The organism is Pseudomonas sp. B10 (assembly GCF_900156235.1).
Classification (GTDB): Bacteria; Pseudomonadota; Gammaproteobacteria; order Pseudomonadales; family Pseudomonadaceae; genus Aquipseudomonas; species Aquipseudomonas siliginis.
Window position 1 is genome coordinate 1,906,387 of record NZ_LT707063.1, and the last position, 26,036, is coordinate 1,932,422.

At 59.4% G+C, this 26,036-nt stretch carries 21 protein-coding genes; 8 read left to right on the plus strand and 13 right to left on the minus strand.

Annotation, left to right across the window (positions count from 1 at the left end; translation table 11 throughout):
- Positions 1 to 115: 115 nt before the first annotated feature.
- Positions 116 to 1,114, plus strand: coding sequence for an AraC family transcriptional regulator (locus BXA01_RS08545; RefSeq protein ID WP_076563853.1), 999 nt, complete (start codon positions 116 to 118; stop codon positions 1,112 to 1,114).
- Positions 1,115 to 1,209: 95 nt separating this feature from the next.
- Here the strand turns inward: BXA01_RS08545 and BXA01_RS08550 are convergent, their stop codons facing one another.
- The 3 genes from BXA01_RS08550 to BXA01_RS08560 all read right to left on the minus strand — a co-directional run bounded on the left by BXA01_RS08550 (position 1,210) and on the right by BXA01_RS08560 (position 3,982).
- Positions 1,210 to 2,556: an ATP-binding protein gene (locus BXA01_RS08550; protein WP_073472181.1), complete on the minus strand. Its 1,347-nt coding sequence runs from the start codon at positions 2,554 to 2,556 to the stop codon at positions 1,210 to 1,212.
- Entirely contained in the window at positions 2,553 to 3,230 is a 678-nt protein-coding gene (locus BXA01_RS08555) for a response regulator transcription factor (RefSeq protein WP_016773623.1), read from the minus strand. Before BXA01_RS08555 ends, BXA01_RS08550 begins: the two co-directional genes overlap by 4 nt.
- 146 nt (positions 3,231 to 3,376) lie before the next feature.
- Positions 3,377 to 3,982 carry a hypothetical protein gene (locus BXA01_RS08560; protein WP_076563854.1) on the minus strand — a complete coding sequence of 202 codons (606 nt, stop codon included), beginning with the start codon at positions 3,980 to 3,982 and terminating at the stop codon, positions 3,377 to 3,379.
- Between the two features lie 143 nt (positions 3,983 to 4,125).
- On the opposite strand from BXA01_RS08560, the gene BXA01_RS08565 reads away from it, so the two are divergent.
- Positions 4,126 to 4,917 (plus strand): dienelactone hydrolase family protein, encoded by a 792-nt coding sequence (locus tag BXA01_RS08565; protein WP_076563855.1) that lies wholly within the window; start codon positions 4,126 to 4,128, stop codon positions 4,915 to 4,917.
- 152 nt (positions 4,918 to 5,069) lie between these two features.
- Positions 5,070 to 5,795, plus strand: a complete 726-nt coding sequence (locus BXA01_RS08570) for a 4'-phosphopantetheinyl transferase family protein (protein ID WP_076563856.1) — start codon at positions 5,070 to 5,072, stop codon at positions 5,793 to 5,795.
- 141 nt (positions 5,796 to 5,936) lie between these two features.
- Here BXA01_RS08570 and BXA01_RS08575 read toward each other — a convergent pair whose 3' ends face one another.
- Together BXA01_RS08575 and BXA01_RS08580 are read right to left on the minus strand one after the other, a co-directional pair.
- The gene (locus tag BXA01_RS08575; protein WP_076563857.1) at positions 5,937 to 7,547 is read right to left on the minus strand and encodes an ATP-binding protein; all 1,611 of its coding nucleotides are present in this window, start codon (positions 7,545 to 7,547) and stop codon (positions 5,937 to 5,939) included.
- Entirely contained in the window at positions 7,544 to 8,266 is a 723-nt protein-coding gene (locus BXA01_RS08580; protein ID WP_056788095.1) for a response regulator, read from the minus strand. Before BXA01_RS08580 ends, BXA01_RS08575 begins: the two co-directional genes overlap by 4 nt.
- Positions 8,267 to 9,125: 859 nt before the next feature.
- Here BXA01_RS08580 and BXA01_RS08585 point away from each other — a divergent pair.
- Positions 9,126 to 12,020 carry a ribonucleoside-diphosphate reductase subunit alpha gene (locus BXA01_RS08585; RefSeq protein WP_024013986.1) on the plus strand — a complete coding sequence of 965 codons (2,895 nt, stop codon included), beginning with the start codon at positions 9,126 to 9,128 and terminating at the stop codon, positions 12,018 to 12,020.
- A gap of 168 nt (positions 12,021 to 12,188) precedes the next feature.
- On the opposite strand, the gene BXA01_RS08590 is transcribed toward BXA01_RS08585, so the two are convergent.
- From BXA01_RS08590 to BXA01_RS08620, 7 genes are all read right to left on the minus strand, one after another.
- The gene (locus BXA01_RS08590; protein ID WP_157115959.1) at positions 12,189 to 16,442 is read right to left on the minus strand and encodes a beta strand repeat-containing protein; all 4,254 of its coding nucleotides are present in this window, start codon (positions 16,440 to 16,442) and stop codon (positions 12,189 to 12,191) included.
- 291 nt (positions 16,443 to 16,733) lie between these two features.
- Positions 16,734 to 18,080 (minus strand): flagellar hook protein FlgE, encoded by a 1,347-nt coding sequence (gene flgE / locus BXA01_RS08595; RefSeq protein WP_076563858.1) that lies wholly within the window; start codon positions 18,078 to 18,080, stop codon positions 16,734 to 16,736.
- A gap of 31 nt (positions 18,081 to 18,111) precedes the next feature.
- On the minus strand, positions 18,112 to 18,840 hold the full coding sequence (flgD, locus tag BXA01_RS08600; protein WP_016773615.1) for a flagellar hook assembly protein FlgD: 729 nt from the start codon (positions 18,838 to 18,840) through the stop codon (positions 18,112 to 18,114).
- Positions 18,841 to 18,855: 15 nt separating this feature from the next.
- On the minus strand, positions 18,856 to 19,299 hold the full coding sequence (flgC, locus tag BXA01_RS08605; protein WP_016773614.1) for a flagellar basal body rod protein FlgC: 444 nt from the start codon (positions 19,297 to 19,299) through the stop codon (positions 18,856 to 18,858).
- 3 nt (positions 19,300 to 19,302) lie between these two features.
- Positions 19,303 to 19,713: a flagellar basal body rod protein FlgB gene (gene flgB / locus BXA01_RS08610; RefSeq protein WP_076563859.1), complete on the minus strand. Its 411-nt coding sequence runs from the start codon at positions 19,711 to 19,713 to the stop codon at positions 19,303 to 19,305.
- 362 nt (positions 19,714 to 20,075) lie between these two features.
- The gene (gene cheR / locus BXA01_RS08615; RefSeq protein ID WP_016773612.1) at positions 20,076 to 20,903 is read right to left on the minus strand and encodes a protein-glutamate O-methyltransferase CheR; all 828 of its coding nucleotides are present in this window, start codon (positions 20,901 to 20,903) and stop codon (positions 20,076 to 20,078) included.
- 46 nt (positions 20,904 to 20,949) lie between these two features.
- Positions 20,950 to 21,882: a chemotaxis protein CheV gene (locus BXA01_RS08620; RefSeq protein WP_016773611.1), complete on the minus strand. Its 933-nt coding sequence runs from the start codon at positions 21,880 to 21,882 to the stop codon at positions 20,950 to 20,952.
- Positions 21,883 to 21,964: 82 nt separating this feature from the next.
- Between BXA01_RS08620 and flgA the strand changes: the two genes are divergently transcribed.
- From flgA to BXA01_RS08640, 4 genes are all read left to right on the plus strand, one after another.
- Positions 21,965 to 22,726: a flagellar basal body P-ring formation chaperone FlgA gene (gene flgA / locus BXA01_RS08625; RefSeq protein WP_076563860.1), complete on the plus strand. Its 762-nt coding sequence runs from the start codon at positions 21,965 to 21,967 to the stop codon at positions 22,724 to 22,726.
- Between the two features lie 162 nt (positions 22,727 to 22,888).
- On the plus strand, positions 22,889 to 23,215 hold the full coding sequence (flgM, locus tag BXA01_RS08630) for a flagellar biosynthesis anti-sigma factor FlgM (protein ID WP_016773609.1): 327 nt from the start codon (positions 22,889 to 22,891) through the stop codon (positions 23,213 to 23,215).
- 48 nt (positions 23,216 to 23,263) lie between these two features.
- Positions 23,264 to 23,731 carry a flagella synthesis protein FlgN gene (locus tag BXA01_RS08635; protein ID WP_076563861.1) on the plus strand — a complete coding sequence of 156 codons (468 nt, stop codon included), beginning with the start codon at positions 23,264 to 23,266 and terminating at the stop codon, positions 23,729 to 23,731.
- 89 nt (positions 23,732 to 23,820) lie between these two features.
- The gene (locus tag BXA01_RS08640) at positions 23,821 to 24,567 is read left to right on the plus strand and encodes a flagellar brake protein (RefSeq protein WP_016773607.1); all 747 of its coding nucleotides are present in this window, start codon (positions 23,821 to 23,823) and stop codon (positions 24,565 to 24,567) included.
- Positions 24,568 to 24,640: 73 nt separating this feature from the next.
- Here the strand turns inward: BXA01_RS08640 and BXA01_RS08645 are convergent, their stop codons facing one another.
- The gene (locus BXA01_RS08645; RefSeq protein ID WP_076563862.1) at positions 24,641 to 26,029 is read right to left on the minus strand and encodes an MFS transporter; all 1,389 of its coding nucleotides are present in this window, start codon (positions 26,027 to 26,029) and stop codon (positions 24,641 to 24,643) included.
- Positions 26,030 to 26,036: the final 7 nt, after the last annotated feature.

Consider the following 26,036-nt stretch of genomic DNA (forward strand, 5'->3'; position numbering starts at 1 on the left):
GGCATGGCGGATTTCCGCCAACTCAGCGTTCAGCGTCCTGCAATTTGGCGGAAATCCGCCTTGTTGCGTTGCCGGCCCGCCGTTACGATCGTTGCCTGAACAAGGATTGCCGCTTATGCGCGAACGCACCATCGCCAGCCATTTCGCCCGTGCCGCCCTTGGCGGTGCCCGCCGTCGCGGCTTGGATTATTCTGGGCTGTTGCAGCAACTGGGGATCAGCCCGGAGTTGCTCGACGAGCCCCGCGCGCGAATTGCCCCGGAGCAGTTCACCCGGCTGATTCAGGGCTTGTGGCTGGCGCTGGACGACGAATACCTGGGTTTCGGCAATGCGCCGAGCAAGCCCGGCAGCTTCGCCATGATGTGCCACGCCTCGATTCACTGCCGTAACCTGGAGAAGGCTCTGCAACGCGGTTTGTTGTTTTACAGCCTGTTCCCCGACGCCCCACGCCTGACCCTGCGTCGCGAAGACGAATGGGTGCGTTTGAGCCTGGACGACGCGCAGTTGTGGGACCCGGATCATTTTCTCAGCGAGAGCCTGTTGGTGATCTGGCACCGCCTCGGTAGTTGGCTGATCGGCCAGCGCATTCGCCTTGAGCAGGCAACCTTCAGCTATCCGCGCCCCGAGCACGGCGGCGAATACGACCTGCTGTTCCCCTGCCCGCTGACCTTTGATGCCGAGCAGAGCAGCCTGCTGTTTCACAGTCGCTATCTGGCCATGCCGCTGTTGCAGGACGAACGCACGCTCAAGCATTTTCTCGAACGCTCCCCCGCCGACCTGCTCTCGCGCCCGGACGACGGCGACAGCCTGAGCAGCCGCCTGCGCCGCTTGCTCAGCCGCGATGCCGCGCACTGGCCTGATCTGGAAGCCGTCGCCGCGCATCTGCATATCAGCCCGCAAACCTTGCGCCGGCACTTGCGCGAGGAAGGCAGCAGTTTTCAGGAGCTCAAGGATCAGCTGCGGCGGGATATCGCCATCTATCATCTGGGCCGGGCGGAGCTGTCGTTGCAGCAGATTGCCGAGCAGCTCGGGTTCTCTGAGCCTTCGGCGTTTCACCGGGCATTCAAGAAATGGACGGGGCTGACACCGGGGGCTTATCGGGCGCAGGAGTTGTGAAGTCAGACGCCTTCGCGAGCAGGCTCGCTCCCCCAGGGGATTGCGTTTCAAGGTGGGAGCGAGCCTGCTCGCGAAGAGGCTGGCACTGCCAACCTTCACACCGCAGGAAAATGAATCCTGAACGCCGCCCCGCCCATCGGTGAATCGCCCAAAGCCAAACGCGCGTTGTAGCTTTCGATGATGTCCTTGACCACCGCCAGCCCGATGCCCTGCCCGGGATGCTGGGCATCCAGGCGTTCGCCGCGTTCGAGAATTCGCGCACGCTGATCGAGTGGCACACCCGGGCCATCGTCCTCGACACACAACTCGATCCCGGCCAAGGACTCGCGCACGCTGACCCGCACTTCGCCGAGGCACAGGCGATAGGCGTTTTCCAGCAGGTTGCCGAGCATTTCCAGCAAGGCGCCCTGCTCAATCGGCACGTAGCAGTGCTCGGGCAGATCAAAGGTCACGCGCACGTGTTTGTCGCGGTAGACCTTGTCCAGCGTATCGCACAGGCTTTTGAGCACCGGTTGCAGGCGCACCTGATGGCGCACCAGACCGCTTTTGCGCAGGCTGGCCCGTTGCAGTTGGTAGCTGATCTGCTGGCTCATGCGTTCGATCTGACTTTGCAGCACCCAGGCCTGATCGCGGTCTGCGGGGCGCTGGGCCATGTCTTCGCTGACGCCTTGCAGCACCGCCAACGGGGTTTTCAGGCTGTGGGCGAGGTCGTCGAGGGAGTCGCGGTAGCGGCTGCGTTGCTGACGTTCGCTGAGCAGCAAGCGGTTGAGCGAGCCGGTCAGGCGCAGCAGTTCACGCGGGTGTTTTTCCGTCAGGCTTTCGCGGGTACCGCCTTCGATTTCGTCGAGTTCCTGGCTCAAGCGGCGCAAGGCCTTGAGGCCCCAGGTCAGGCCGATCCAGAGCAGCGCGAGCAAAACCAGCAATGCCGCGCCGAAGCCCAGATAGAGATTTTCCCGCAGGCCTTCGAGGGTGGTTTCGTATTCACGCACCGGTTGCAGAGCGACGATGCTGAACGCTGCGCTTTTGCCGCCGAGCAATTTGACTTCGACGTCGTAGACGAAGAACTCCTGACCGCTGGCTTCACGAATCCGCGCGAACTCGTTGCCGAGGCCGTCGTAGCGCGGTTTGTAGTTGATCTGTTCTTCCTGGGTGGCTTTCGAGCGCCACACCAGTTTGCCGTCGCGGTCGTAGATATAGCCGAGCAAGCGGAAATCGGTGAGGTTAAAGCGCTCGTCCGGCAATTGCGACGGCATCACCAGCCGACCGTTTTCCACCCGGGCGGCGGAGATCAATGTGGTGACGTCGGAGGCCAGACGTTGCTCGATCGAGTCCTGCAAGGCAAGGCTGAAGGCGCCTTGCATCGCCGGCAACAAAGCGAGCATGAACAAAACCGCCAAGGTGGTGGCGGCGAGCATCAAGCGAACGCGAAGGGAACGGATCAAGTGCAGCGCTCATTGAACAGGTAACCGAGGCCGCGCACGGTGTCGATCGGTTTGAACCCGGCCGGGCCTTCGAGCTTGCGGCGCAGACGGCCGACCAGCACTTCGATGACATTCGGATCGCGCTCGTCGTCATCCGGATACAGCTGCTCCATCAAGCGATCCTTGGGCACCACCTGCTGATGATGGCGCATGAGGTATTCGAGGATGCGGTATTCGTAAGCGGTCAGCGCCAACGGTTGCTCGTCGAGACTGGCCTGTTTGCGATTGAGGTCGAGCAGCAACGGCCCGGCAACGATGGTCGACTGGGTGAATCCGCTGGAGCGGCGCAGCAATGCGTTCAGGCGTGCGTCGAGTTCTTCGAACTGAAACGGCTTGACCACGTAATCGTCGGCACCGGCGGCGAGGCCTTCGACCTTGTCCTGCCAGTTGCCGCGCGCGGTGAGGATCAGGATCGGGAAGGTCTTGCCGCCCGAGCGCAACTGGCGGATCAGGTCGAGCCCGCCCATGCCCGGCAGGCCGAGATCGATCACCGCCAGATCGAAGTTGTACTGGCCGGTCTGGTACAACGCCTCCTCGGCATTGGCCACGGACTCGACCACATGACCGCTTTCCGTCAGGCGGGTTTGCAGGTGATGACGCAACAGCGCCTCGTCTTCGACGACCAACAGTTTCATGCCTTTCTCCCTATCACTTGAACTCTCCAGGCAACTACCTGTGGGAGCGAGCCTGCTCGCGAATACGGTGGATCAGCCAGGCAATTGGCGGCTGATACACCTTTCGCGAGCAGGCTCGCTCCCACACTTCAAACTGCGACAACCGCTTAGAAATAGTAGTTGGCCGACAGGTAGGTCTGCGCGCTGCTGGTCAAGTCCAGTGAGCCCTGTTTGCTGCCGCCGCTCTCTTTCATTTCGGTGCTGGCGTTGCTGCGCAGGTAACGGTAACCGAGTTCCACCGAGGTGTTCTGCGAAACTTGCTGCAACACACCGACCTGGCCACCGATGGCGTAACCGATGTCGCTGTCACGGCTGAAACCTGGCGAATCCTGCGTCAGCTTGGTCAGACCGGCCGTGGCGCCACCGAACAATTTGGTGCTGCCGCCCACCGGGTAGAACAGGTCATAGCTGCCAAGCAGATTTTCCTGGCGCAGTTTAACGCCATTGTGCGAGCCGGAAACGTTGTCGTAAGTGGCGTAGTAGCGGCCCTGGCTGTTTTGCTGACCGAGGCGCATGCCGTAGGTGTTGTTGCCGTCGATGGCCCCGGTGACGTTGGGGTTGCCGAGATTGTTGTTGAGCGCGTGGGACTTGTCGATCTTGTCGCTGGTCTGGCCGAATGTCAGGCCGGCGAATTTGCTGGTGTCGTCGGCATTCGCCGCGATGCTGGAGCCTAACAGGGTAAAAGCCAGCAGCAATTTGTTTAAACGAGTCATGGGTATTTCCTCTTTCACAGTGCTGTTTGGGTATGGCGCAAGGTTACTGAGCCGCCCCTGTACGGCCCCTGAACCGTCTCTGAACCTGACCTGAACCGGATCGACTAGGCTGTTCTGACCACTTTCAATAAGGACACCCGACCATGCGCCTGTTCCTCGCCCTCACTTTGCTGGCGGTCAGCAGCCTCACCCAGGCTGCGATCAAGACTGAAGAAATCCCTTATCAAAGCGCCGACGGCAGCCAACTGATCGGCTACTACGCCTATGACGACGCGATCAAAGGCCCACGCCCCGGCGTTGTCGTGGTCCACGAATGGTGGGGGCTGAACGATTACGCCAAGCGCCGCGCGCGGGATCTTGCCGAACTTGGCTACAGCGCTCTGGCCATCGATATGTACGGCGAAGGCAAAAACACCGAGCACCCGAAAGACGCCATGGCCTTCATGCAGGCAGCGACCAAGGACGCCGATGCGGCGAGCAAGCGCTTCGCCGCCGGGCTCGATCTGTTGAAGAAGCAACAGCAGACCGACCCGAACCGGATTGCCGCCATCGGTTATTGCTTCGGTGGCGCCGTGGTGCTGAATGCGGCGCGTCAGGGTGTGCCGCTGGCCGGTGTGGTGAGTTTCCATGGCGCGCTGGCGACCAAGACCCCGGCGACTCCGGGCAGTGTGAAGGCGAAAATCCTCGTCGAGCACGGTGCGCTGGACAGCATGGTCACTCAGGACCACGTCACCGCGTTCAAGTCGGAGATGGACAAGGCCGGGGCTGACTACCAGTTTGTCAGCCTGGATGGCGCCAAGCATGGTTTCAGCAACCCGGATGCCGATCGCCTGAGCCATGGCGAGCATGGCGGGCCGGACATTGGTTACAACAAGGCGGCGGACGAGAAGTCGTGGGCGGATATGCAGGCGTTCTTCAAGAAGATTTTCGGTTGAGTCAGTAACGACCGAGGCACGGCTTTCGCGAGCAGGCTCGCTCCCACACCGGATATCTGTCGCCCAGAAGATCCCTTGTGGGAGAGAGCCTGCTCGCGAAGGCTTCACCGCCGATCTCGACCTCGCCCCGACTAACCGGCAAAATGCCCGCCATGAACTTCACCCCCGCCCTGCCCGCCTGCTGCACTGCGCTCGACAGCCACTGGCCGTTGCCGACGGTCCTGGCCGATACCGTACTGCTCAGTACCCACTTCGACCCGGCACGCCTGCTTGGCGATGACTTCCAGCGCAGCGCTGTGCCGGCGCCACCGAGCATTCAGCGCTCGGTAGCCAAACGCCAGGCCGAATTCCTCGCCGGGCGCGTCTGCGCCCGTGCCGCGCTGCAACAACTCGAAGGCCTGAACGTCGTCCCGCCGATCGGCGACGATCGCGCCCCGGTGTGGCCGGCGCATATCTGCGGTTCGATCACCCACAGCACCGGCCGCGCAGCAGCGATTGTTGCCAACAAGCAGCACTGGCGCGGCTTGGGCATGGATCTGGAAAACCTGTTGAGCCATGAGCGCGCTGAACGCCTGGCCGGGGAAATTCTCACGCCGGCGGAAATGCAGCGCATGGCGGCGGGTTCTCAGGAGCAACTGGCGCTGCGGGTGACCCTGACGTTTTCGGTCAAAGAAAGTTTGTTCAAGGCGCTCTACCCGATTGTGCAGCAGCGCTTTTATTTCGAGCATGCCGAAGTGCTGGAATGGACTGAGGCGGGCCAGGTCAGGCTGCGGTTGCTGACTGATTTGTCCAGCGAATGGCGCAATGGATCGGAGCTGGAGGCGCAGTTCGGAGTGCAGGATGGGCAGTTGTTGAGTCTGGTCAGCATTCCTGCCTGAAGTTTTGCATTGCCTGCATGGTCCTCATCGCTGGCAAGCCAGCTCCCACAGTATTCGCGGTGTACACAGAGACAATGTACACCCGCAAAACCTGTGGGAGCTGGCTTGCCAGCGATGGGGCCAGCCCTGCCACTACACACCCTACCGGCGCTCCTGATTCCTCGGCCAACTCAGACTGAAACACGCCCCACCCAGGCTCTTGCTCTTGCCAATGATCGCGCGGCCGTCGTGCCAGTGAATGATCCGCCGCACAATCGACAGTCCCAGACCATGCCCGCCCGAGGCCCGCGTGCGGCTATCGTCCAAGCGCAGAAACGGCGTGAAGATCCGCTCCCAAGCCACTTCCGGCACGCCCGGCCCGTCGTCCTCGACGTCGATCCGGCAGCGCAACTGGCCGACCTGATAACTCACCGTCACCTGCGAATGCGCATGGCGCATCGCGTTGCCCACCAGATTCTGCAGCGCCCGATGCAAATAACGCGGCTCGGCCTCGACCCAGGCGCCGTCGTTGTCGGCCGATGACAGACACAATCCGCGCTGTACCGTGACCTCGGCGCGCAGCGGCGCCAATTCTTCGATCACCTGATTGACCAGCGCATCCAGGTCGATGCGCTGGAAGGTCAGCGCCGGCGAGCCTTGCTCCAGTCGTGCGTAGGTGAGCATTTCGTCGACCAGCTTATCCAGGTCTTCAATGTCGTGATCCATGCCTTCGCGGTATTTTTCCAGCGCTTGCGGAGTGGTTGCCGTGCCGATCATTTCCAGCCCGAAACGCAGCCGCGCCACTGGGGTACGCAGTTCGTGAGAAACCGCGCGCACCAGTTCACGCTGGATCGCCAGCAACTGTTGCAAGTGCTCGGCCATGCCGTTGAACGCAGACGCCAGCCGTCCAACCGAGTCGGCACCGCGCGCCGGCACGCGGGTTTCCAGGCTGCCCTTGGCGATGCGCGTGGCCGCTGCTTCGAGACCGCGCAAACGCCGCTCAAGCTGACGCACCAACAGATAAACGATGAGACCGATCAGCGTCAGGCCCAGCGCGGCAATCAATACCAGCCATTCCGGCGGGTACGGATTCATCTGGTACAGCGGGCCGATTTCCAGCACCCACGGCGTGCCGACCATACCGGCGAAGACGCGGATCGAATCGCCGCCCTTGCCCAGCGCCATCACCGTATCGCCCTCGGCCACGCGGCGGCTCTGGTCTTCGTCCATGTCGGCGTCATTTACCGTGACCAGACGCAGATCGAAGCCAAAGCCCTTTTCCTGTTTTATCTGCGCCAGACGTTTGGGCTGCTCACCCACCGGCACCCGCACCAGCTCATCGGCCAGCAGATAAATGGTCGCCCGGGCCAGTTGCTCGCTGATCTGCTGCACCTCTCCTACCAGTACAAGCTGCTCTTTTTCGCTGATCAGCCGATAGACCTTGGCCGCATGTGGCCCCGTCTGCTCGACCAGCGCCTGACCGCGCAACACACGGGTGCGCTGGGCCAGATCAAGGTCGGTTTCAGAGAATTTCTTCAGCGTCAGCGGTATACCGAGCAGCCGCTCCCACACCAGCAGCGCGCGATGGCGTTCGGTCTGGTTCATCGGTTGCAGGTTGTCGGCCATCAGCGAGAAGGTGCCGTGGGCCAGGCGTTCGCGATATTGCTCGCTGCGCACCTGATTGAGCAGGTTCAGCGCCAGTACGCCGAGCACCGCCACCAGAATCAGCGCGGCGCACATGCCGCCATAGATGCGCAGGAAGATCGAATTCACAGCGCCAGGTCTGCGCAGGCCTCAGGGACGAACAGATAGCCTTTGCTTCGAATGGTCTTGATCAGGCGCGGATGATCGGGGTCGTCGCCGATTTTCGGGCGGATGCGCGAGATGCGCACGTCGATCGAGCGGTCCTGGCCGTCGTAGCCGATGCCGCGCAGGGCAGTGAAGATTTCTTCCCGGGAAAGAATCCGCCCGGCATTGGACACCAGCAGCCACAGCAGGTCGAACTCGGCGCTGGTCAGCTCGATGCCGTTGTCGCTCAGCCAGGCTTCGCGCAATGCGTTGTCGACCACCAGTGGACCGAATTGCAACCGCCGGGATTTTTCCGCGACCGGCTCCGGTGTGTCACTGCGGCGCAGCAACGCCTGGATCCGCGCCAGCAACAAGCGCGGACGCACCGGTTTGCATACGTAGTCGTCGGCACCGAGATCAAGGCCGTGGATCTGATCAGCGTCGTCGGTGCGCGCGGTGAGCATCAGGATCGGCCCGTCGTACTGGCTGCGCACCTTGCGGCAAATGCTCAGGCCATCCTCGCCGGGCAGCATCAGGTCGAGGATCACCAGATCCGGCTGCTCCTTGATGATCCGCGCCGCCGCCAGCGCACCGTTGCCTTCGATCTCCACGCGCAGGCCATTGGCTTGCAGGTAATCGCGGGTGAGCTCGGCCAGCCGCTGGTCATCCTCGACGATCAATACCTGCCAGGTTTGTTGCTCCACCGGTGACCTCTGCTTGCTGTTTTTATTAAAAGAAGAAAGACAATCGCCTGACACGGACAAAACCTGTGGGAGCGAGCCTGTTCGCGAAAGCGTCTGTTGCTCCAACCTGAATGCTCAGTGGTCAACCGATTCGCGAGCAGGCTCGCTCCCACAATCCTGCGTGTACCTCCCGATCATCTGTCATGTTTCAGGAGGATAAAAATGCCCATGCGCCCAGCGATTGTATAAACGCCGGCCACCCGGAAAACAAGTCGGTAAATGCGTTCGGACAAGGCCGAATTCTGTGATAGGGTTCGCGCCCTTAAAAAACCGCTGAAGCGTTTTTCCAGGCAAAAAAACAGTGACAAACGGTCTGGCTCAGCAGGTTCGCGGCCTACACGCGTTTTCCCTGTTTCTTACACAAATTACGCACAGGCTTATCCACAGGTAGTACGTTGCAATCCCCCCCTAAAACGCATTATCTTGTAGCACGGCGAAAACAGAGACCCTACATATAGGGTTTTCACCTAAAACGCCCAACCACATTTCAGACCTGAAACTCAAGTGCTTTATGGCCAGTTTCCGGTAGAACAAGCGAGTTTTTTCAAGCCCAAACCGCACTGGCGGATGGCACCGTTTTATTTGGTCCGAAACGGACAAAACGGTATGGGTGTTGCAGTCATGACTGCCACCCGCGAAGGAATCCGGTGGCGAGCTTCGGCTCGTAACCAAAACTTCGGCAAGGATGCGGCGTTGCAGCCTTTTTCCTACTGTTCCGAAGTTTGTAATGCCGACGCCCGTCGGTTGCAGTGCTTCGGTACAGAACGGTGAGCACCATGACGGTGCCAAACAAACATAGAGAATGTGGAGACCACCCCCCATGCAAACCGACACAACTCGCGAGAACCCGCAGGGCACCTTGCCGCAGGCCGCCGATTCGACTTCGGATCTGGCAGCCACCGCGCCTGGCCAGCTGCGCGTGATCAAGCGTAATGGCACTGTCGTTCCTTACACCGATGACAAGATCACCGTCGCTATCACCAAAGCGTTCCTCGCAGTTGAAGGCGGCACCGCTGCCGCCTCGTCGCGAATCCACGACACCGTTGCGCGCCTGACCGAACAGGTCACCGCGACCTTCAAGCGTCGCATGCCATCGGGCGGCACCATCCACATCGAAGAAATCCAGGATCAGGTCGAACTGGCCCTGATGCGTGCCGGCGAGCAGAAAGTCGCACGCGACTACGTGATCTACCGTGACGGTCGTTCGAAAGAGCGCGCAGCTCACGCTCCTGCCGAAGCAGCAGTCAACGCGCACCCGTCGATCCGCATCACCCGCGCCGACGGCAGCCTCGCGCCGCTGGACATGGGCCGCCTGAATACCATCGTCACCGAAGCGTGCGAAGGTCTGGAAGAAGTCGACGGCGACCTGATCCAGCGCGAAACCCTGAAGAACCTGTACGACGGCGTGGCCCTGACCGACGTCAACACCGCACTGGTGATGACCGCCCGTACCCTGGTCGAGCGCGAGCCGAACTACTCGTTCGTTACCGCCCGCCTGCTGATGGACACCCTGCGTGCCGAAGGCCTGAACTTCCTCGAAGTCGCCGAAAGCGCCACCCATCACGAAATGGCCGACCTGTACGCCAAGGCACTGCCGGCCTACATCGCCAAAGGTATCGAGTTCGAACTGCTGAACCCTGTGCTGGCCACCTTCGACCTGGAAAAACTGGGCAAGGCGATCAACCACGAGCGCGATCAGCAATTCACCTACCTGGGCCTGCAGACGCTGTACGACCGCTACTTCATCCACAAGGATGGCGTGCGTTTCGAACTGCCGCAGATCTTCTTCATGCGCGTGGCCATGGGCCTGGCGATCGAAGAGAAGCAGAAAGAAGACCGTGCGATCGAGTTCTACAACCTGCTGTCCTCGTTCGACTACATGGCTTCGACCCCGACCCTGTTCAACGCCGGTACCCTGCGTCCACAGCTGTCGAGCTGCTACCTGACCACCGTGCCGGATGACCTGTCGGGCATCTATCACGCGATCCACGACAACGCCATGCTGTCGAAATTTGCTGGCGGCCTGGGCAACGACTGGACGCCTGTTCGTGCGCTGGGTTCTTACATCAAGGGCACCAACGGCAAGTCGCAAGGCGTTGTGCCGTTCCTCAAAGTAGTGAACGACACCGCTGTGGCCGTGAACCAGGGTGGCAAGCGCAAAGGCGCTGTGTGTGCCTACCTGGAAACCTGGCACATGGACATCGAAGAGTTCATCGAGCTGCGCAAGAACACCGGTGACGATCGTCGTCGTACCCACGACATGAACACTGCCAACTGGATCCCTGACCTGTTCATGAAGCGCGTCTTCGATGACGGCAAGTGGACCCTGTTCTCGCCATCCGAAGTACCGGACCTGCACGACCTGACCGGTAAAGCCTTCGAAGAGCGCTACGAGTACTACGAAGCGCTGACCGAGTACCCGGGCAAGGTCAAGCTGTTCAAGACCATCCAGGCCAAAGACCTGTGGCGCAAGATGCTGTCCATGCTGTTCGAAACCGGCCACCCATGGCTGACTTTCAAAGACCCGTGCAACCTGCGCAGCCCGCAGCAGCACGTCGGCGTGGTCCACAGCTCGAACCTGTGCACCGAGATCACCTTGAACACCAACAAGGACGAAATCGCCGTTTGCAACCTGGGCTCGATCAACCTGCCGAACCACATCGTCGACGGCAAGCTCGATACCGCCAAGCTGCAACGCACCGTGAACACCGCCGTGCGCATGCTCGATAACGTGATCGACATCAACTACTACTCGGTGCCGCAAGCGAAGAACTCCAACTTCCGCCACCGTCCGGTCGGTCTGGGCATCATGGGCTTCCAGGACGCTCTGTACCTGCAGCACATCGCCTACGGCTCCGACGCTGCTGTCGAGTTCGCCGACAAGTCGATGGAAGCGGTCAGCTACTACGCGATCCAGGCTTCCTGCGACCTGGCCGACGAGCGCGGCGCCTACGAGACGTTCAACGGTTCGCTGTGGTCCAAGGGCATCCTGCCGCTGGATTCGCAACAGATCCTGATCGAACAGCGTGGCGAGAAGTACATCGATGTCGACCTGAAGGAAACCCTTGACTGGGCACCGGTTCGCGCCCGTGTACAGAAAGGCATCCGTAACTCGAACATCATGGCCATCGCACCGACCGCGACCATCGCCAACATCACTGGCGTCTCGCAGTCGATCGAACCGACCTACCAGAACCTGTACGTGAAATCGAACCTGTCGGGCGAATTCACCGTGATCAACCCGTACTTGGTTCGCGACCTGAAGGCTCGCGGTCTGTGGGACTCGGTGATGATCAACGACCTGAAGTACTACGATGGTTCGGTGCAGCAGATCGAGCGCATCCCGCAAGAACTCAAAGAGCTCTACGCGACCGCGTTCGAAGTGGACACCAAGTGGATCGTTGACGCCGCCAGCCGTCGTCAGAAGTGGATCGACCAGGCCCAGTCGCTGAACCTGTACATCGCCGGCGCATCGGGCAAGAAGCTCGACGTGACCTACCGCATGGCCTGGTACCGTGGTCTGAAAACCACTTACTACCTCCGTGCCCTGGCCGCGACCAGCACCGAGAAGTCGACCATCAACACCGGTAAGCTGAACGCTGTTTCCAGCGGCGGCAACCACGGCGACGATTCGGTCCTGGCCGCTCCGGCAGGTCCGGCGCCAGTGCCAAAGGCCTGCGCGATTGACGAGCCGGATTGCGAAGCTTGCCAATAAGCTGAGCTGACTTTCAGGCGTTGCGAGACGCCTGATACGCTCCGGGCAAAAGAAACCCCCGACAGACCTCTGGTGTGTCGGGGGTTTCTTTTGCATGGAAAAAACCACAGGCATAAAAAACGGCGAGGCCCTATTACGGGACTCGCCGTTTCAACATTGCAACCTTCGTCAGCCCATCACGAACTCGGTCATTGCCTGCCCCACTACCGGAATAGTGAAGGAATCGCCGTTGTTGGTGTAGAAGGTTTCAATGGTGTTGGCTCCCTTGTACCAGTCTTTCAGGAACACGCCAGAGTCCAGATTGCCGCTTTGCAGGTCGGCGGCGTTGAAGATGTAGGCGCCCTGATCGTTTTGCATGATCCGGACATCGCTGACACTCTGGATGTTTCTGAGAGTGACCAGATCGATCCCTGTGGTGCCGTCATCGAAAATCGCGACCATGGTTTTGGAAGATACAAAATACGCATCGCTGCCCTCTCCACCATAACCGTCACCGGAAGCGCTCAGATACAGCTTGTCGGCACCGGCACCACCGCGCAGCTCATAGCCATGACCCAAGCCCATTAACGTGTCATTGCCATCGCCCCCGTCGGCGATACCCGAAATGACCGTAATGTTGTCATTGCCGGCTTCGCCATAGAAAACTGAACCGACATCACGCACATACCCAATGATGTAATCATCGCCGTTACCACCATAGATGGTATCAGCCTGATTATCCGTCGAGAAAGGTACAGTCAGGGCGCCAGTATCCGTGAAGCTATGACCATAAAGAGTGTCATTGCCATCACCGCCATACAGGACGTCGTTACCGTCACCGCCCTCTAACATGTTGGCGTAGGCATTACCGGTCAAGGTGTCACTGAAGGCTGAGCCCACAAGGTTATCGATATTTATGAGTGCGTCCCCTTGGGCATCACCGCCAGTGCCGAAACCTGTCAGCAAATTGACCTGTACCGCATCGGAGCTATTGACGTACCAGGCAGAGTCTCCACGCCCGACACCAATCAAACTATCCGCACCAGCGCCGCCAATAAAGGTCTCTCTCACGGCGGCGGAGCCCGTGAAGGTATCGGCATAGGCGGAACCTTGGAATGCCTCGATCGACGCATAGATATCCCCCGCCGCAATACCCGTAAGCACCGCAGCACTCAGATCCAGCGTAACGCCCGAATCCTCACCCGCAAAGCTGAGAATGTCGTTGCCATTGCCACCATCAAAACGATCCAAGCCGGCGCTACCGACAAAGATATCGCCGTAATTGGAGCCCCGGATCTGTTCAATACTGTTGTAGGAATCGCCGGCAGCGATACCCGTGCTGACTCCGGTTTTGGAGTTGATTGTCACGCCCGTGAGGCTGTCAACGTAGCTGACCGTGTCAAAACCATCGCCACCGAAGAATTGGTCAGCACCTGCTCCGCCCGACAGCGTATCGGCACCGGCCCCGCCCGTGATGATGTTGTCTGAGGCATTGCCGTAACCGGTAAAATTACCGGTGCCGACGTAAGTAAGACGTTCAACGTTGGCTGCCAGGGTGTGATTGAGCAAAACAGTGCGTACTTCATCATCACCGCCGCTCACTGCTTCAACCACGTTCACCGAAGTGCCGTTGACGTAGTAGATGTCATCGCCGGCGCCGCCGTTCAGGACATTGCCCGTGGTTTGCCCGGTCAGGACGTCATTGAAAGACGAGCCGATGACCGTTTCAAATTCCCACAGCTTGTCGCCCTGGGCATCGCCACCCACGCCTGCAACACCGCCGACCAGACTCACCGTCACACCGCTGGACGAACCGGAGTAGTCAATGGTGTCCGTGCCGCCCGAACCGAAAAACTGATCCGCAGCTTCGCCGCTGATAAAGGTGTCATTGCTGCCAGAACCTTGCAGGAACTCGATACCGACGTATGTATCACCGAAAGCGATCCCGGAGTTCACCCCGGTTTTGGTGTTGATCGTCACACCCGAAGGGCTGTCGCCATAACTCACGATATCGTTACCGGCGCCACCGATGAACTGGTCAGCACCTGCTCCGCCCGACAGCGTATCGGCACCGGCCCCGCCCGTGATGATGTTGTCTGAGGCATTGCCGTAACCGACGAAGTTACCGGTGCCGACGTAAGTAAGACGTTCAACGTTGGCTGCCAGGGTGTGATTCAGCAAAACAGTACGCACTTCATCATCACCGCCGCCGACCGCTTCAACCACGTTCACCGAAGTGCCGTTGACGTAGTAGATGTCATCGCCAGCGCCGCCGTTCAGGACATTGCCCGTGGTTTGCCCGGTCAGGACGTCATTGAAAGACGAGCCGATGACCGTTTCAAATTCCCACAGCTTGTCGCCTTGGGCATCGCCACCCACGCCTGCAACACCGCCGACCAGACTCACCGTCACACCGCTGGACGAACCGGAGTAGTCAATGGTGTCCGTGCCGCCCGAACCGAAAAACTGATCCGCAGCTTCGCCGCTGATAAAGGTGTCATTGCTGCCAGAACCTTGCAGGAACTCGATACCGACGTATGTATCACCGAAAGCGATCCCGGAGTTCACCCCGGTTTTGGTGTTGATCGTCACACCCGAAGGGCTGTCGCCATAACTCACGATATCGTTACCGGCGCCACCGAAGAATTGGTCAGCACCTGCTCCGCCCGACAGCGTATCGGCACCGGCCCCGCCCGTGATGATGTTGTCTGAGGCATTGCCGTAACCGGTAAAATTACCGGTGCCGACGTAAGTAAGACGTTCAACGTTGGCTGCCAGGGTGTGATTGAGCAAAACAGTGCGTACTTCATCATCACCGCCGCTCACTGCTTCAACCACGTTCACCGAAGTGCCGTTGACGTAGTAGATGTCATCGCCGGCGCCGCCGTTCAGGACATTGCCCGTGGTTTGCCCGGTCAGGACGTCATTGAAAGACGAGCCGATGACCGTTTCAAATTCCCACAGCTTGTCGCCCTGGGCATCGCCACCCACGCCTGCAACACCGCCGACCAGACTCACCGTCACACCGCTGGACGAACCGGAGTAGTCAATGGTGTCCGTGCCGCCCGAACCGAAAAACTGATCCGCAGCTTCGCCGCTGATAAAGGTGTCATTGCTGCCAGAACCTTGCAGGAACTCGATACCGACGTATGTATCACCGAAAGCGATCCCGGAGTTCACCCCGGTTTTGGTGTTGATCGTCACACCCGAAGGGCTGTCGCCATAACTCACGATATCGTTACCGGCGCCACCGAAGAATTGGTCAGCACCTGCTCCGCCCGACAGCGTATCGGCACCGGCCCCGCCCGTGATGATGTTGTCTGAGGCATTGCCGTAACCGACGAAGTTACCGGTGCCGACGTAAGTAAGACGTTCAACGTTGGCTGCCAGGGTGTGATTCAGCAAAACAGTACGCACTTCATCATCACCGCCGCCGACCGCTTCAACCACGTTCACCGAAGTGCCGTTGACGTAGTAGATGTCATCGCCAGCGCCGCCGTTCAGGACATTGCCCGTGGTTTGCCCGGTCAACACGTCATTGAAAGACGAGCCGATGACGGTTTCGAAGTTCCACAGCTTGTCACCCTGGGCATCACCACCGACACCCAGAACACCTCCGACCAGACTTACTGTCACACCGCTGGAAGACCCAGAATAGTCAATGGTGTCAGTACCGCCCGAACCATCAAACTGATCGGCAGTTGCACCACTGATAAAGGTGTCGTTGCTGCCGGAGCCCGCCAGCATCTCGATGCCGACGTAGGTATCACCGGCAGCAATCCCGGAGTTCACTCCGGTTTTGGTGTTGATCGTTACACCCGCAGGGCTGTCGGTATAACTCACGGTATCAGTGCCTGCACCGCCGATGAACTGGTCAGCACCTGCGCCGCCCATCAGAATGTCGTTACCGATCCCGCCGGTGATGACGTTGTCCGACGCGTTGCCGTAACCGACAAAGTTGCCGGTACCGACGTAGGTCAGGCGTTCGACGTTGGTTGCCAGGGTGTGATTGAGCAGGATGGTCCGTACTTCGTCATCACCGCCGCCCACCGCTTCAACGACGTTTACCGAAGTGCCGTTGACGTAGTAGATGTCGTTACCAGCGCCACCGCTTAAAGTGTTGCCGGATGCTTGGGCGGTGAGAATGTCATTAAATGCAGAACCAATCACGGCCTCTATAGACGTTAAGGTATCGCCCTGAGCATCTCCGCCAACACCTGTTCCAGCGGTCAGATTGACGGTTACTCCTGCCGTCGAGCTGGCATAAGACGCGGTATCGATACCGTTCCCGCCATTCAAGACATCAGCACCTGCTCCGCCATCCAGCAAGTCATTGCCATCGCCGCCACTCAGCGAGTCATTTCCTGCAACCCCATACAACTCATCCGCACTTGACGTGCCTACCAGTGTGTCCGTACCCGAGGTTCCGTTTATAACTGCCATTGTCTCTTCCTTGCCTTTTTGATGAATCGATAGTCAACGCAATACTTCAGAATCGCCTCGATAAGGCCGAGTACTTTTGAGCGTGGTCATTGATGAGACGCTTAACCGCCTTGCAACCAGAGGTCTCCATGACTTGCGAAAGTTTGACGCGCCCCTTCTTCTGCTGGGGGCAACTGCAATTACTGCACCACAGCTGCCGACGAACGGTAGGTATTTGAGAAAAGCCTGACAGCGCACAAAAAAAAACCGACGCCCTAGGACGTCGGTTTTCAGTGCAGCAATCAGATCACATCAAGTCATCTGAATGATGGTCTGCATGATGGTGCTCTGAGTGGAGATGGTCTTGGCGTTCGCCTGATAGTTGCTCTGGCCCTTGATCAGATCAACCAGCTCGTTGGTCAGGTTAACGTTCGACTCTTCCAGCGAGTTGGACACCACCTCACCCAACGTACCGGTCTTCGGCGCGTCGTAGCCCGGGATACCCGAAGCGAACGTCTCTTTCCAGCTGGTGCCGCCGACAGCCTGCAAGCCCTGTTCGTTGGTGAAGCTGGCCAGCGCAACCTGGCCGATCGCCTTGCTCTGGTTGTTGCTGAAGTTGGCGAACAGCGTACCGGTGCCGTCGATGGTCAGGTTGGTGATCTGGCCAGTGGCGTAACCATCCTGAGTCGGGATCGTGCGCGAAGTATCAGCGTTGTACTGGGTGGTCTTGGCCATCGAAATGGTCACGCCAGCCGGATTTGCTGCCGCGCCGTTAGGCGTAAAAACACCGTTGGTCACGGTGCCTGGTTTCCAGTTACTCAACGTCAAGTCGCTGCTGATGAGCGGGTTTGGCGCCGGCGGCGGCAAAGTACTCGGTGTACTTACCTGAAGTAATTTGCCGGAACTGTCGAACGTCAATGTCGAAGCAACCGGAGGCGTGGCGGCGTTGGTTGGATCGCTACCGGTGGCATCCGGGTTGCGTCCATCAACCAGGGTGTAAACCTTCCAGGTATTCTCGCCAGTCTTGACCACGTACTGATCCATGACGTGGGAGTTACCCTGAGTGTCATAGATCGGCGTGCTGAACGACTTGGTGTAAGTCTCAGGCTTCGACGGGTCGAACTTCACGGCAGTAGCGCCGGTATCAACAATCACGGGTGCCGAAGAGTTCAGGTTGATGCTCGAAGTCACCGCCGAAGTCGACTTCGGCGCCAGGTTCGAGGTGTCGATCTTCAGATCGGTCAACACACCGTTGATGATCTTGCCGTTGGCATCCACACCGTAACCCTGCAGACGCGAGGTGTAGTCGGTGTTGGTGATGTAACCGGCGTTGTCGACCTTGAACGTACCGGCACGGGTGTACGAGATCGAGCCGTTGTTGCTCATGGTGAAGAAGCCGGAACCGTTGATGCCCATGTCCAGCACGTTGCCAGTGTTGTTGATGTCACCCTGGGTGAACTGCTGGGAAACGTTGGCCAGGCGCACGCCGTTGCCGATCACTTTGCTGCCGCTGCCCAGACGAGTCGAAGAATAGACGTCTTCGAATTCTGCGCGCGAGGATTTGAAACCGGCGGTGGCGACGTTGGCGATGTTGTTGCCGGTGACGTCGAGTTGTTTGTTGGCGGCATAGAGACCGCTAAGGCCGATGTTAAAAGACATGTTCCACTCCTTCGTGCCGGGTTAGTCGGCTCTATATACCAATGGTTTGTACTTTGGACAGGGCAACGGTGCCCTTGCCGGCCAGGTTGAGCATCAGCTCGCCACCGGTCTGGCTGATCGTCACGCTGTTGACGGTCGCTGGCAGGTAGGTCGCCAGGTCGGTCGCGGTGCCGTTGATCGGTGCGTTGGCCTTGAACGTGTAAGTGCCGACCGGAACCACGGTGCCGGCAGTGTCCTTGCCGTCCCAAGTGAAGCTGGCATCGCCGGCAGCGCGGCTGCCCAGGTCGATGGTGCGCACGGTTTTGCCGTCCTTGTCGGTGATGGTCACGGTGCCGCCGGCAATCGACGAAGGCACGGTGACCGAACCGGTCAGGCCTTTGCTCGGGTCATCGAGCTGGGCGGTGTTGGTCTGCACGATCACGTTGCGACCGACCAGCGACGACGCTTGCAGCGCCTGCGACGAGTTGTAGTTGCCGGCAAGTCCGCTGACGGTGGAGTTCAGCGTGGTGATGCCTTCAAGGCTGCTGAACTGCGCCAACTGCGCGACGAAAGCGCTGTTGTCCTGCGGGTCGAGCGGGTTCTGGTTTTTCAGCTGGGTGACCAGCAATTGCAGGAAAGCATCCTTGCCCAGCGCCTGGCCGCCGGTGGCACTGTTGGTCGCCGAAGCGATGCCGCCCGACGTCGTGCTGCTGGCCTTCTTCGACGAGTTGGCCAGGATGTCGTTCATGCTCAGGCTGCTGGTGGTATCCGTAACGCTCATGGCAGTCGCCCCTTATTACTGACCGAGGGTCAGTACCTTCTGCATCATGGTTTTGGCGGTGTTCATCATTTCCGCGTTGGTCTGGAACGAGCGGCTCGCGGAAATCATGTCAGCCATTTCTTCCACCACGTTGACGTTCGGGTAGTAGACGTAGCCCTTGGCGTCGGCAGCCGGATGGTTCGGCTCGTAGCGCGCTTCGAGGTTGCTCTGGTCTTCGACAACGCCGAGTACCTGCACGCCCTGCCCGGCAGCGTCCTGGTTCTGGAACAGCGAATTGCTGCCGCCGGCCTGGCCGCCCTGGAACATGGTGGCGAACACCGGATGACGGGCGCGGTAGGTCTGGTCGATGCTCGACGAAACGGTTTCGGCGTTGGCGATGTTCGACGCCACGGTGTTCAGACGCGTGGTCTGCGCGCTCATGCCGCTGCCGGCAATGTTGAAAACGCTGGACAGGGACATGGATTATTCTCCGCGCAGGGCTGACACCAGCCCTTTGAATTTGCTGTTGAGCAAGGTGAAGCTGGCCTGGAAGCCGACAGCGTTTTCCGCGTAGTTCGACTGTTCCAGTTGAGCGTCGACGGTGTTCTGATCGATCGAAGGCTGCATCGGCGTGCGATACATCAGCGACTCGTCGCCGTTGCCCAGCCCTTCAGCCTCGATGTGCCGGCTGTTGGTCATGTTCATGGCAAAGTGGCCGCCGGTCTTGGTCTTCTCGGTCTGTGCTTCGAGCACTTTGGAGAAATCCAGATCCCGCGCCTTGTAGTTCGGGGTGTCGGCGTTGGCGATGTTGTTGGCCAGCACTTCGGCACGCTGGGCGCGGAAGCCCAATGCCTTTTCGTGAATGCCCAGCGCTTTGTCGAAGCTGATGCTCATGTCGGGAACCTTCAGGTGACCGGTTTTTCGTATCTGAGCATTAGCAAGCGCCGTGCCAAATGGAACAACCCCCGTATTCCGGGGCTTTGCGCCGGACTTGCAAAGTGGCAATGCCAGAAAAGCGGCAACCGGTTACCGCCGGATGCCGCTTTTCTGCCGCTTGCCGTCCTTGCCAGGTCAGCGCAGATCCCTGTGGGAGCGAGCCTGCTCGCGAAGGGGGCGTGTGAGGCGCCAACTGTCTTACGGACAGACCGCTATCGCGAGCAGGCTCGCTCCCACAGGGGGTTTGTGGAAAATAATTCGGGCATAAAAAAACGGCAGGCCTTTGCGGGCCTCCCGTTTTTTGTATCAGCGCAAACCGCTTATTTCGCCTTGTAAATAATCCCCGGGCTGCACTGAACCATCTGGTAATGATCCGGCAAACCGTTCAGCGCTTCCGAAGCGCCAAGGAACAGGTACCCACCCGGCTTCAACGTGCTGTGAATGCGCAACAGAATGTCCTTCTTCACTTCGGCAGAGAAGTAGATCAACACGTTGCGGCAGAACACGATGTCGAACTTGCCCAGCGCTGCGTAACTGTCGAGCAGGTTGAAAGAGCGGAATTCCACCCGGCTCTTGATCGGCGCCTTGACCACCCAGCGCCCCGGCCCTTTCGGGTCGAAGTAGCGTTGCAGGCGTTCCGGCGACAGACCGCGACCGATCGCCAGGCTGTCGTACTCGCCGGTCTTGCAGTTGTTGAGCATCAGGCCCGACAGATCGGTGGCAACGATCTGCACGCCCATCTTCAACTGACCCAGGTTGCTGCGCTCGAACTCGTCGATCGACATCGACAGCGAGTACGGTTCCTGTCCCGACGAGCAGGCCGCCGACCAGATCCGCAGACGCTGGTTGGGGCTGGCCTTGATCGCTTCCGGCAGTACCTTGTTCTTCAAGACTTCAAACGGATAGGTGTCGCGAAACCACAGGGTTTCGTTGGTCGTCATGGCATCGACCACCTGCTCGCGCAAACCGCTGCGCGGCTGGGTCTGGATGCGCTGTACCAGCTCACCCAGGGACTTGATGCCTTGCTGCTCCATCAGTTTGTTGAGACGGCTCGAGACCAGATACTGCTTGTTTTCACCGAGCAGAATGCCACAGGCTTTTTCCAGGAAGACCCGGAACTGTTCGAAATCCAAATTACCCGTAGACAATGATGCCGCCTCTTAAATCGTGTTGACCGCCAGGGGCAGAAGGCCCCTAGCTGATATCTGCTGCTTTGATCCGGTCGACTACCCGGGATGCGAGGTCATCAGGACGGAATTTGGCCAGGAAGTCATCAGCACCGACTTTCTTCACCATCGCCTGATTGAATACCCCCGACAACGAAGTATGCAGGATGATATGGAGCTTTTGCATGCGCGCGTCGCCACGGATTTCCGCCGTCAGGGTGTACCCGTCCATCTCCGGCATCTCGATGTCGGAAATCATCATCAGGAACTCTTCTTCCGGCTTCTTGCCCTCGTCGACCAGCTTGCGCAGGTAATCCAGCGCCTGCTTGCCGTCGTTCAGCGCCACCACTTCGACACCGATGGTCTGCAGACAACGGGTGACTTGCTTGCGCGCCACCGACGAGTCATCGACCGTCAGCACCCGCAGCGACAACGCCTTGGTCTGCGTCTCGACATCGACCACGCCCACCGAAATCGCTTCCGGCGTCGGCGCCACTTCGGCCAGCACCTTCTCGACGTCGATGATTTCGACCAACTGGTTGTCGACCCGAGTCACAGCGGTCAGGTAGTGATCGCGACCGGTACCCTTGGGTGGCGGATGGATCTCTTCCCAATTCATGTTGACGATGCGCTCCACCGAGCGGACCAGGAAACCCTGGGTCTTGGTGTTGTACTCCGTGATGATCACGAACGGACTGTTCTTGTCTTTCAACGCACCGGAGCCCGTTGCCATTGCCAGATCCAGGATCGGAATGGTCGCTCCCCGTATATTCGCTACCCCGCACACGACAGGACTGGATTTGGGCATCAACGTCAGGGACGGGCATTGCAACACTTCCCGTACCTTGAACACGTTGATCCCGTAGAGCTGCGGCCCGTCGAGACGGAACAACAGCAGCTCGAGGCGATTCTGCCCTACCAGTTGCGTGCGCTGGTTCACCGAATCCATTACACCAGCCATGCCCAGACTCCTACACCAACGCCAAGTGTTGTTGCGACGCACATTCATTGCTAAACGGCACGGCGCTTGCTTTTTAACTCGTATGAACGCTCAAACGACATTTTCCCGACGCCTGACATCTACCCTTCGCAAAGGGCTTTGCGCGGTGGTCGCCGTTTGCTGCTCGCTTGCTGGCAGTCCTGCCAATGCAGATGCGGTTACCTTGCCTGATATGCTTATCGGCGTGACTCAGGGCTTTCTTGAATTCACCGTAGAAGACTATTTGGCTTCCAGTCAAACCGAAGGCCGCTACGAAATCGAAGTCAATCAGCTCGACCCGCGCATGCGCATGCCCATGTGCGACAAGGAATTGACAGCGACGCTGGAGAGCCCGGCACGCCCGCTGGGCCGCGTCACGGTGAAGGTTCGCTGCGAAGGCAGTTCGCCCTGGACGGTGTTCGTACCCGCTCAAGTCCGCCTGTTTCGCGAGATCGTGACGACCACTCGTCCGCTGAAACGCGCCGGCATTATCGAGCCGCAGGATGTGACCTTGCGCGAGCGCGACGTCAGCACGATCAACCAGGGTTTCCTGACCTCCGTCGACGAAGCGATCGGGCAGAAACTTACCCGACCAACGGTCGCCGATCAGGTCATAACTCTGGTGCATCTGGAACAGGCCGAAGTGGTCCGTAAGGGTGACCAGGTGGTGATCACTGCGCGCAGCGGCACCCTTGCCGTACGCATGCCGGGGGAAGCGCTCTCCAATGGCGGCATGAAAGAACAGATTCGAGTAAAAAACCTTAATTCTCAAAGAGTTATCAAGGCGCAGGTGATTGCGCCGGGACAGGTCGAAGTGGCCATGTAAAAGCCTCGTGGAGAAAACTGGCGCCGATCCCGTCGCTTCCCTAAACTGTGCCGCAGCAGGTCTCGCAACGGCGCATGCAAGCTTATGGTTGATTGGGCCTAAAGTTTTTCAGGGGATAGCCGAAAACATGGCAAGCGTCCAAATTCCCAGAGGTTTTTTATCATGGTTATCGATTTCAACCGATTGAACAGTTCCTCGTCACTAACCGGCAGCACACGTACCAGCAACGCCAAGGAAAGCGCTGAAAACAGCCCCTCCGCGCCGCTGAATACCCAGGCCGAACAGGCCAATGTCGCCAAAAGCGGGGAGTCGGTACACCTCAGCAATGAGGCTCAACAGTTGCAGAAGGTCACTGACAAGCTGCGCGATCAGCCTGCTGTCGACAAAGCCCGTGTGGCCGAGTTGAAAGCCGCGATTGCCGATGGCAGCTATAAAGTCGACAGCAACCGTGTAGCCAGCAAACTGCTCAACTTCGAAGCCCAGCGCTAGGCTTTTGCCGGCGCCAGGCTTTTGGACGCTTAAACCCCAAGGCCAGCCATGCACGACACTAACTTATTGCAACTGATCAACGACGACTTTGCTCCAGCGCAACAATTGCTGGAGTTATTGCAAACCGAATCCCTCGCTTTGCATGGTCGCGACATGCCGTTGCTGGAAGAAATTCTGGCGACCAAGCAAGCGTTGATCATTCTGCTCGAGCAGCATGGCCGCAAGCGCAGCGAAATCCTCGCCAGCCTCAACCTGCCGACCGATCGCACAGGTCTTGAGCAACTGGCCAGCCAGTCGAGCATTGGCGACCAGTTGCTGACCCAGGGCGATGCCCTGACCGCGCTGATCGCCCGATGCCAGGCAGCCAACATCAAGAACGGCCAGTCGATCCAGATCCAGCAGGCGACTACGGCCAACCAGCTGAAGATCCTCACCGGCGGTGAGCCGCCAGCGCTGTACGACGCCAGCGGGACCTTTGCCAAACCGGTCAAGCCGCGAACGCTCAGCCAGGCATGAGCCATTCGCTGACCCTGCACTATCCACCTGCGCAACATGCTGGCAAAATACTGGCCAGTCGTCTTATTTTGTCTGGAGATTGAAGAACCGTGTCCAACACCCTAAGCGCGGATGATGCTCCGCAGCCTCCGAAGGTGCTCACCACGCCACTGGAAATCTCCAGCAACCTGCGCCAGCTGCAAGACAGCCACGATCCGCTGATCATCACCTTCCATGAACGCAGCCAGCGCTTTCAGAGTTACCTGATCAAGGTCGACCGCGAAACCGCAACGATCGCGCTGGATGAAATGATTCCACGCGACGGCGAGCGCTTCCTCCAGGCTGGCGAGCCGTTCAAGGTCGAAGGCTTTCATGACGGCGTACGCATCGCCTGGGAATGCAACGGCACACTGAACATCGAAGAATCCGACGGTGACCGTTTCTACACCGGCGACCTGCCGAGCGAAGTGGTCTATCACCAGCGCCGTAACGCCTTCCGCGCTGCGTTGAAGCTCACCGATCTGGTCAGCGTTGAACTGGGCGGCGAAAAGCTCAAGGTTCCTCTTCAGGGCAAGCTGCTGGATATTTCTGCGACCGGTTGCAAATTCCGCTTCGAAGGCGACATCACTGATCGCCTGCAACTGGGCCAGGTCTACGATCGCCTGATCGCCCCGCCGCTGTTCGGCAACCAGCCAACATCGGTCGAACTGCGCTATCTGCATTTCGAAGAAAAACTCAACATCACCTTCGCCGGTCTGCGCTTCCACAACATCAGTGGCCAGGCTGCGCGCAACGTCGAGCGGTTTGTTTACCAGTTGCAGCGTGAAGCACGGCGTTTCGACAAAGACGATCTCTGAGTCGCAGCGACCAATAAAAAGGGCAGTCCCGCACAGGACTGCCCTTTTTTATGCGCCGTTGTTTATCTTCGGCTCAAGGCCGGCCACCGCTGATATCCGGCGCAGGCTTGTCGTCATCGCCGCTGTCCTGTTCGGCTGCAACGACTGCTTCCGGCTGCGCAACGGGCTCCGGTTCGGGCTCAGGATTGACCGGCGCCGGATCCTGCACCATCTGCTCCTGCACCACCTGCTCATCAACACGCGGGTCAAGCGCCGCCACCAGCGGCGAACTCGACATGCTGTCCGGCATCGCCACGTGATGCAGCGGTGCGTCGTCGACCTGATGCAGGTTGGTGACCGCTTTCGGACGAATCCGCCAGACCAGCACCAACGCGAAGAAACTGAAGAACGCATACAGGCTCTGACTGCCGAGAAACTTCATCAGCACACCCGCCAGCAGCGGCCCGATGCTCGCGCCGACGCCGTAGGTCACCAGCAACATCGCGGTCAGCGACACCCGCCGATCGCCTTCGACGTGGTCATTGGAGAACGCCACCGCCAGCGGATACAGGCAGAACTGCACCAGCGAACAGAAGAAACCGACAACGAACAGCACCTCCAGCGGCACCTGCGGCATGATCGCCAACGGCAACGCCGCCACCGCCAGAAACCCGGCAAAGCAGCGGATCAGCAGCGCGCGGTCATAACGGTCGGACAACCAGCCCAACGGCCACTGCACCAGCAGACCGGCAAAAATGCAGCTACCCATGAACAGACCGACCTGCTCGGTCGTCAGCCCTTGTTGCGAGGCGTACAGCGGCGCCAGACCGTAGAACGAACCGATGATCAGACCGGCGCCGAGCACCGTGCTCAGCGATTGCGGCACACGTTTGATAAAGAAGCGCGGCTCCATCGGCGCGGGGTGCAGAGGCGCCGGGTGAATCCGTCGGGTCAGCGTCACCGGCACCAGGCACAGGGCAAAGCACAGCGCCACCAGCATCAGCAGTTCCAGACCGAGGCCGGGGTGCATGACCAGAATCAGCTGGCCCAGCACCAGGCCCAGGTACGAGGCGATCATGTAACCGCTGAACACCAGGCCGCGTTGATTGGCATCGGCCTGCTCGTTGAGCCAGCTCTCGATGACCATGTACTGACACATCATGCCCAGACCGACGATCGTCCGCAGCACCAGCCACGCCGGCAGCCAGTCCACCAGACCATGGCCGAGCACCGCCGCGCCGACGATCCCCGCACACGCCGAGTAGGCTCGGATATGCCCGACCCGGGCGATCAGGCGATGGCCGATCTTGCCGCCCAGCACCAGACCGAAATAGTTGGCCGCCATCAGCGCACCGACCCACAGCCCGTCGACATTGTCGGCGGCCAGACGCAAAGCCAGATAAGTAGAAAGAAGGCCTGAGCCGATCAACATCATCAGCGAGGCAAAATACAGCGCTCGAAAGGATTTCCAGATTTGGCGCATCGGCGTT

Coding starts and splice junctions, on each gene's coding strand:
- BXA01_RS08545 (WP_076563853.1), top strand. CDS start 116: ATGCGCGAACGCACCATCGCCAGCCATTTCGCCCGTGCCGCCCTTGGC.
- BXA01_RS08555 (WP_016773623.1), bottom strand. CDS start 3,230: ATGAAACTGTTGGTCGTCGAAGACGAGGCGCTGTTGCGTCATCACCTG.
- BXA01_RS08560 (WP_076563854.1), bottom strand. CDS start 3,982: ATGACTCGTTTAAACAAATTGCTGCTGGCTTTTACCCTGTTAGGCTCC.
- BXA01_RS08565 (WP_076563855.1), top strand. CDS start 4,126: ATGCGCCTGTTCCTCGCCCTCACTTTGCTGGCGGTCAGCAGCCTCACC.
- BXA01_RS08570 (WP_076563856.1), top strand. CDS start 5,070: ATGAACTTCACCCCCGCCCTGCCCGCCTGCTGCACTGCGCTCGACAGC.
- BXA01_RS08585 (WP_024013986.1), top strand. CDS start 9,126: ATGCAAACCGACACAACTCGCGAGAACCCGCAGGGCACCTTGCCGCAG.
- BXA01_RS08590 (WP_157115959.1), bottom strand. CDS start 16,442: ATGGCAGTTATAAACGGAACCTCGGGTACGGACACACTGGTAGGCACG.
- flgE (WP_076563858.1), bottom strand. CDS start 18,080: ATGTCTTTTAACATCGGCCTTAGCGGTCTCTATGCCGCCAACAAACAA.
- flgD (WP_016773615.1), bottom strand. CDS start 18,840: ATGAGCGTTACGGATACCACCAGCAGCCTGAGCATGAACGACATCCTG.
- flgC (WP_016773614.1), bottom strand. CDS start 19,299: ATGTCCCTGTCCAGCGTTTTCAACATTGCCGGCAGCGGCATGAGCGCG.
- flgB (WP_076563859.1), bottom strand. CDS start 19,713: ATGAGCATCAGCTTCGACAAAGCGCTGGGCATTCACGAAAAGGCATTG.
- BXA01_RS08620 (WP_016773611.1), bottom strand. CDS start 21,882: ATGGCTGGTGTAATGGATTCGGTGAACCAGCGCACGCAACTGGTAGGG.
- flgA (WP_076563860.1), top strand. CDS start 21,965: ATGAACGCTCAAACGACATTTTCCCGACGCCTGACATCTACCCTTCGC.
- flgM (WP_016773609.1), top strand. CDS start 22,889: ATGGTTATCGATTTCAACCGATTGAACAGTTCCTCGTCACTAACCGGC.
- BXA01_RS08635 (WP_076563861.1), top strand. CDS start 23,264: ATGCACGACACTAACTTATTGCAACTGATCAACGACGACTTTGCTCCA.
- BXA01_RS08645 (WP_076563862.1), bottom strand. CDS start 26,029: ATGCGCCAAATCTGGAAATCCTTTCGAGCGCTGTATTTTGCCTCGCTG.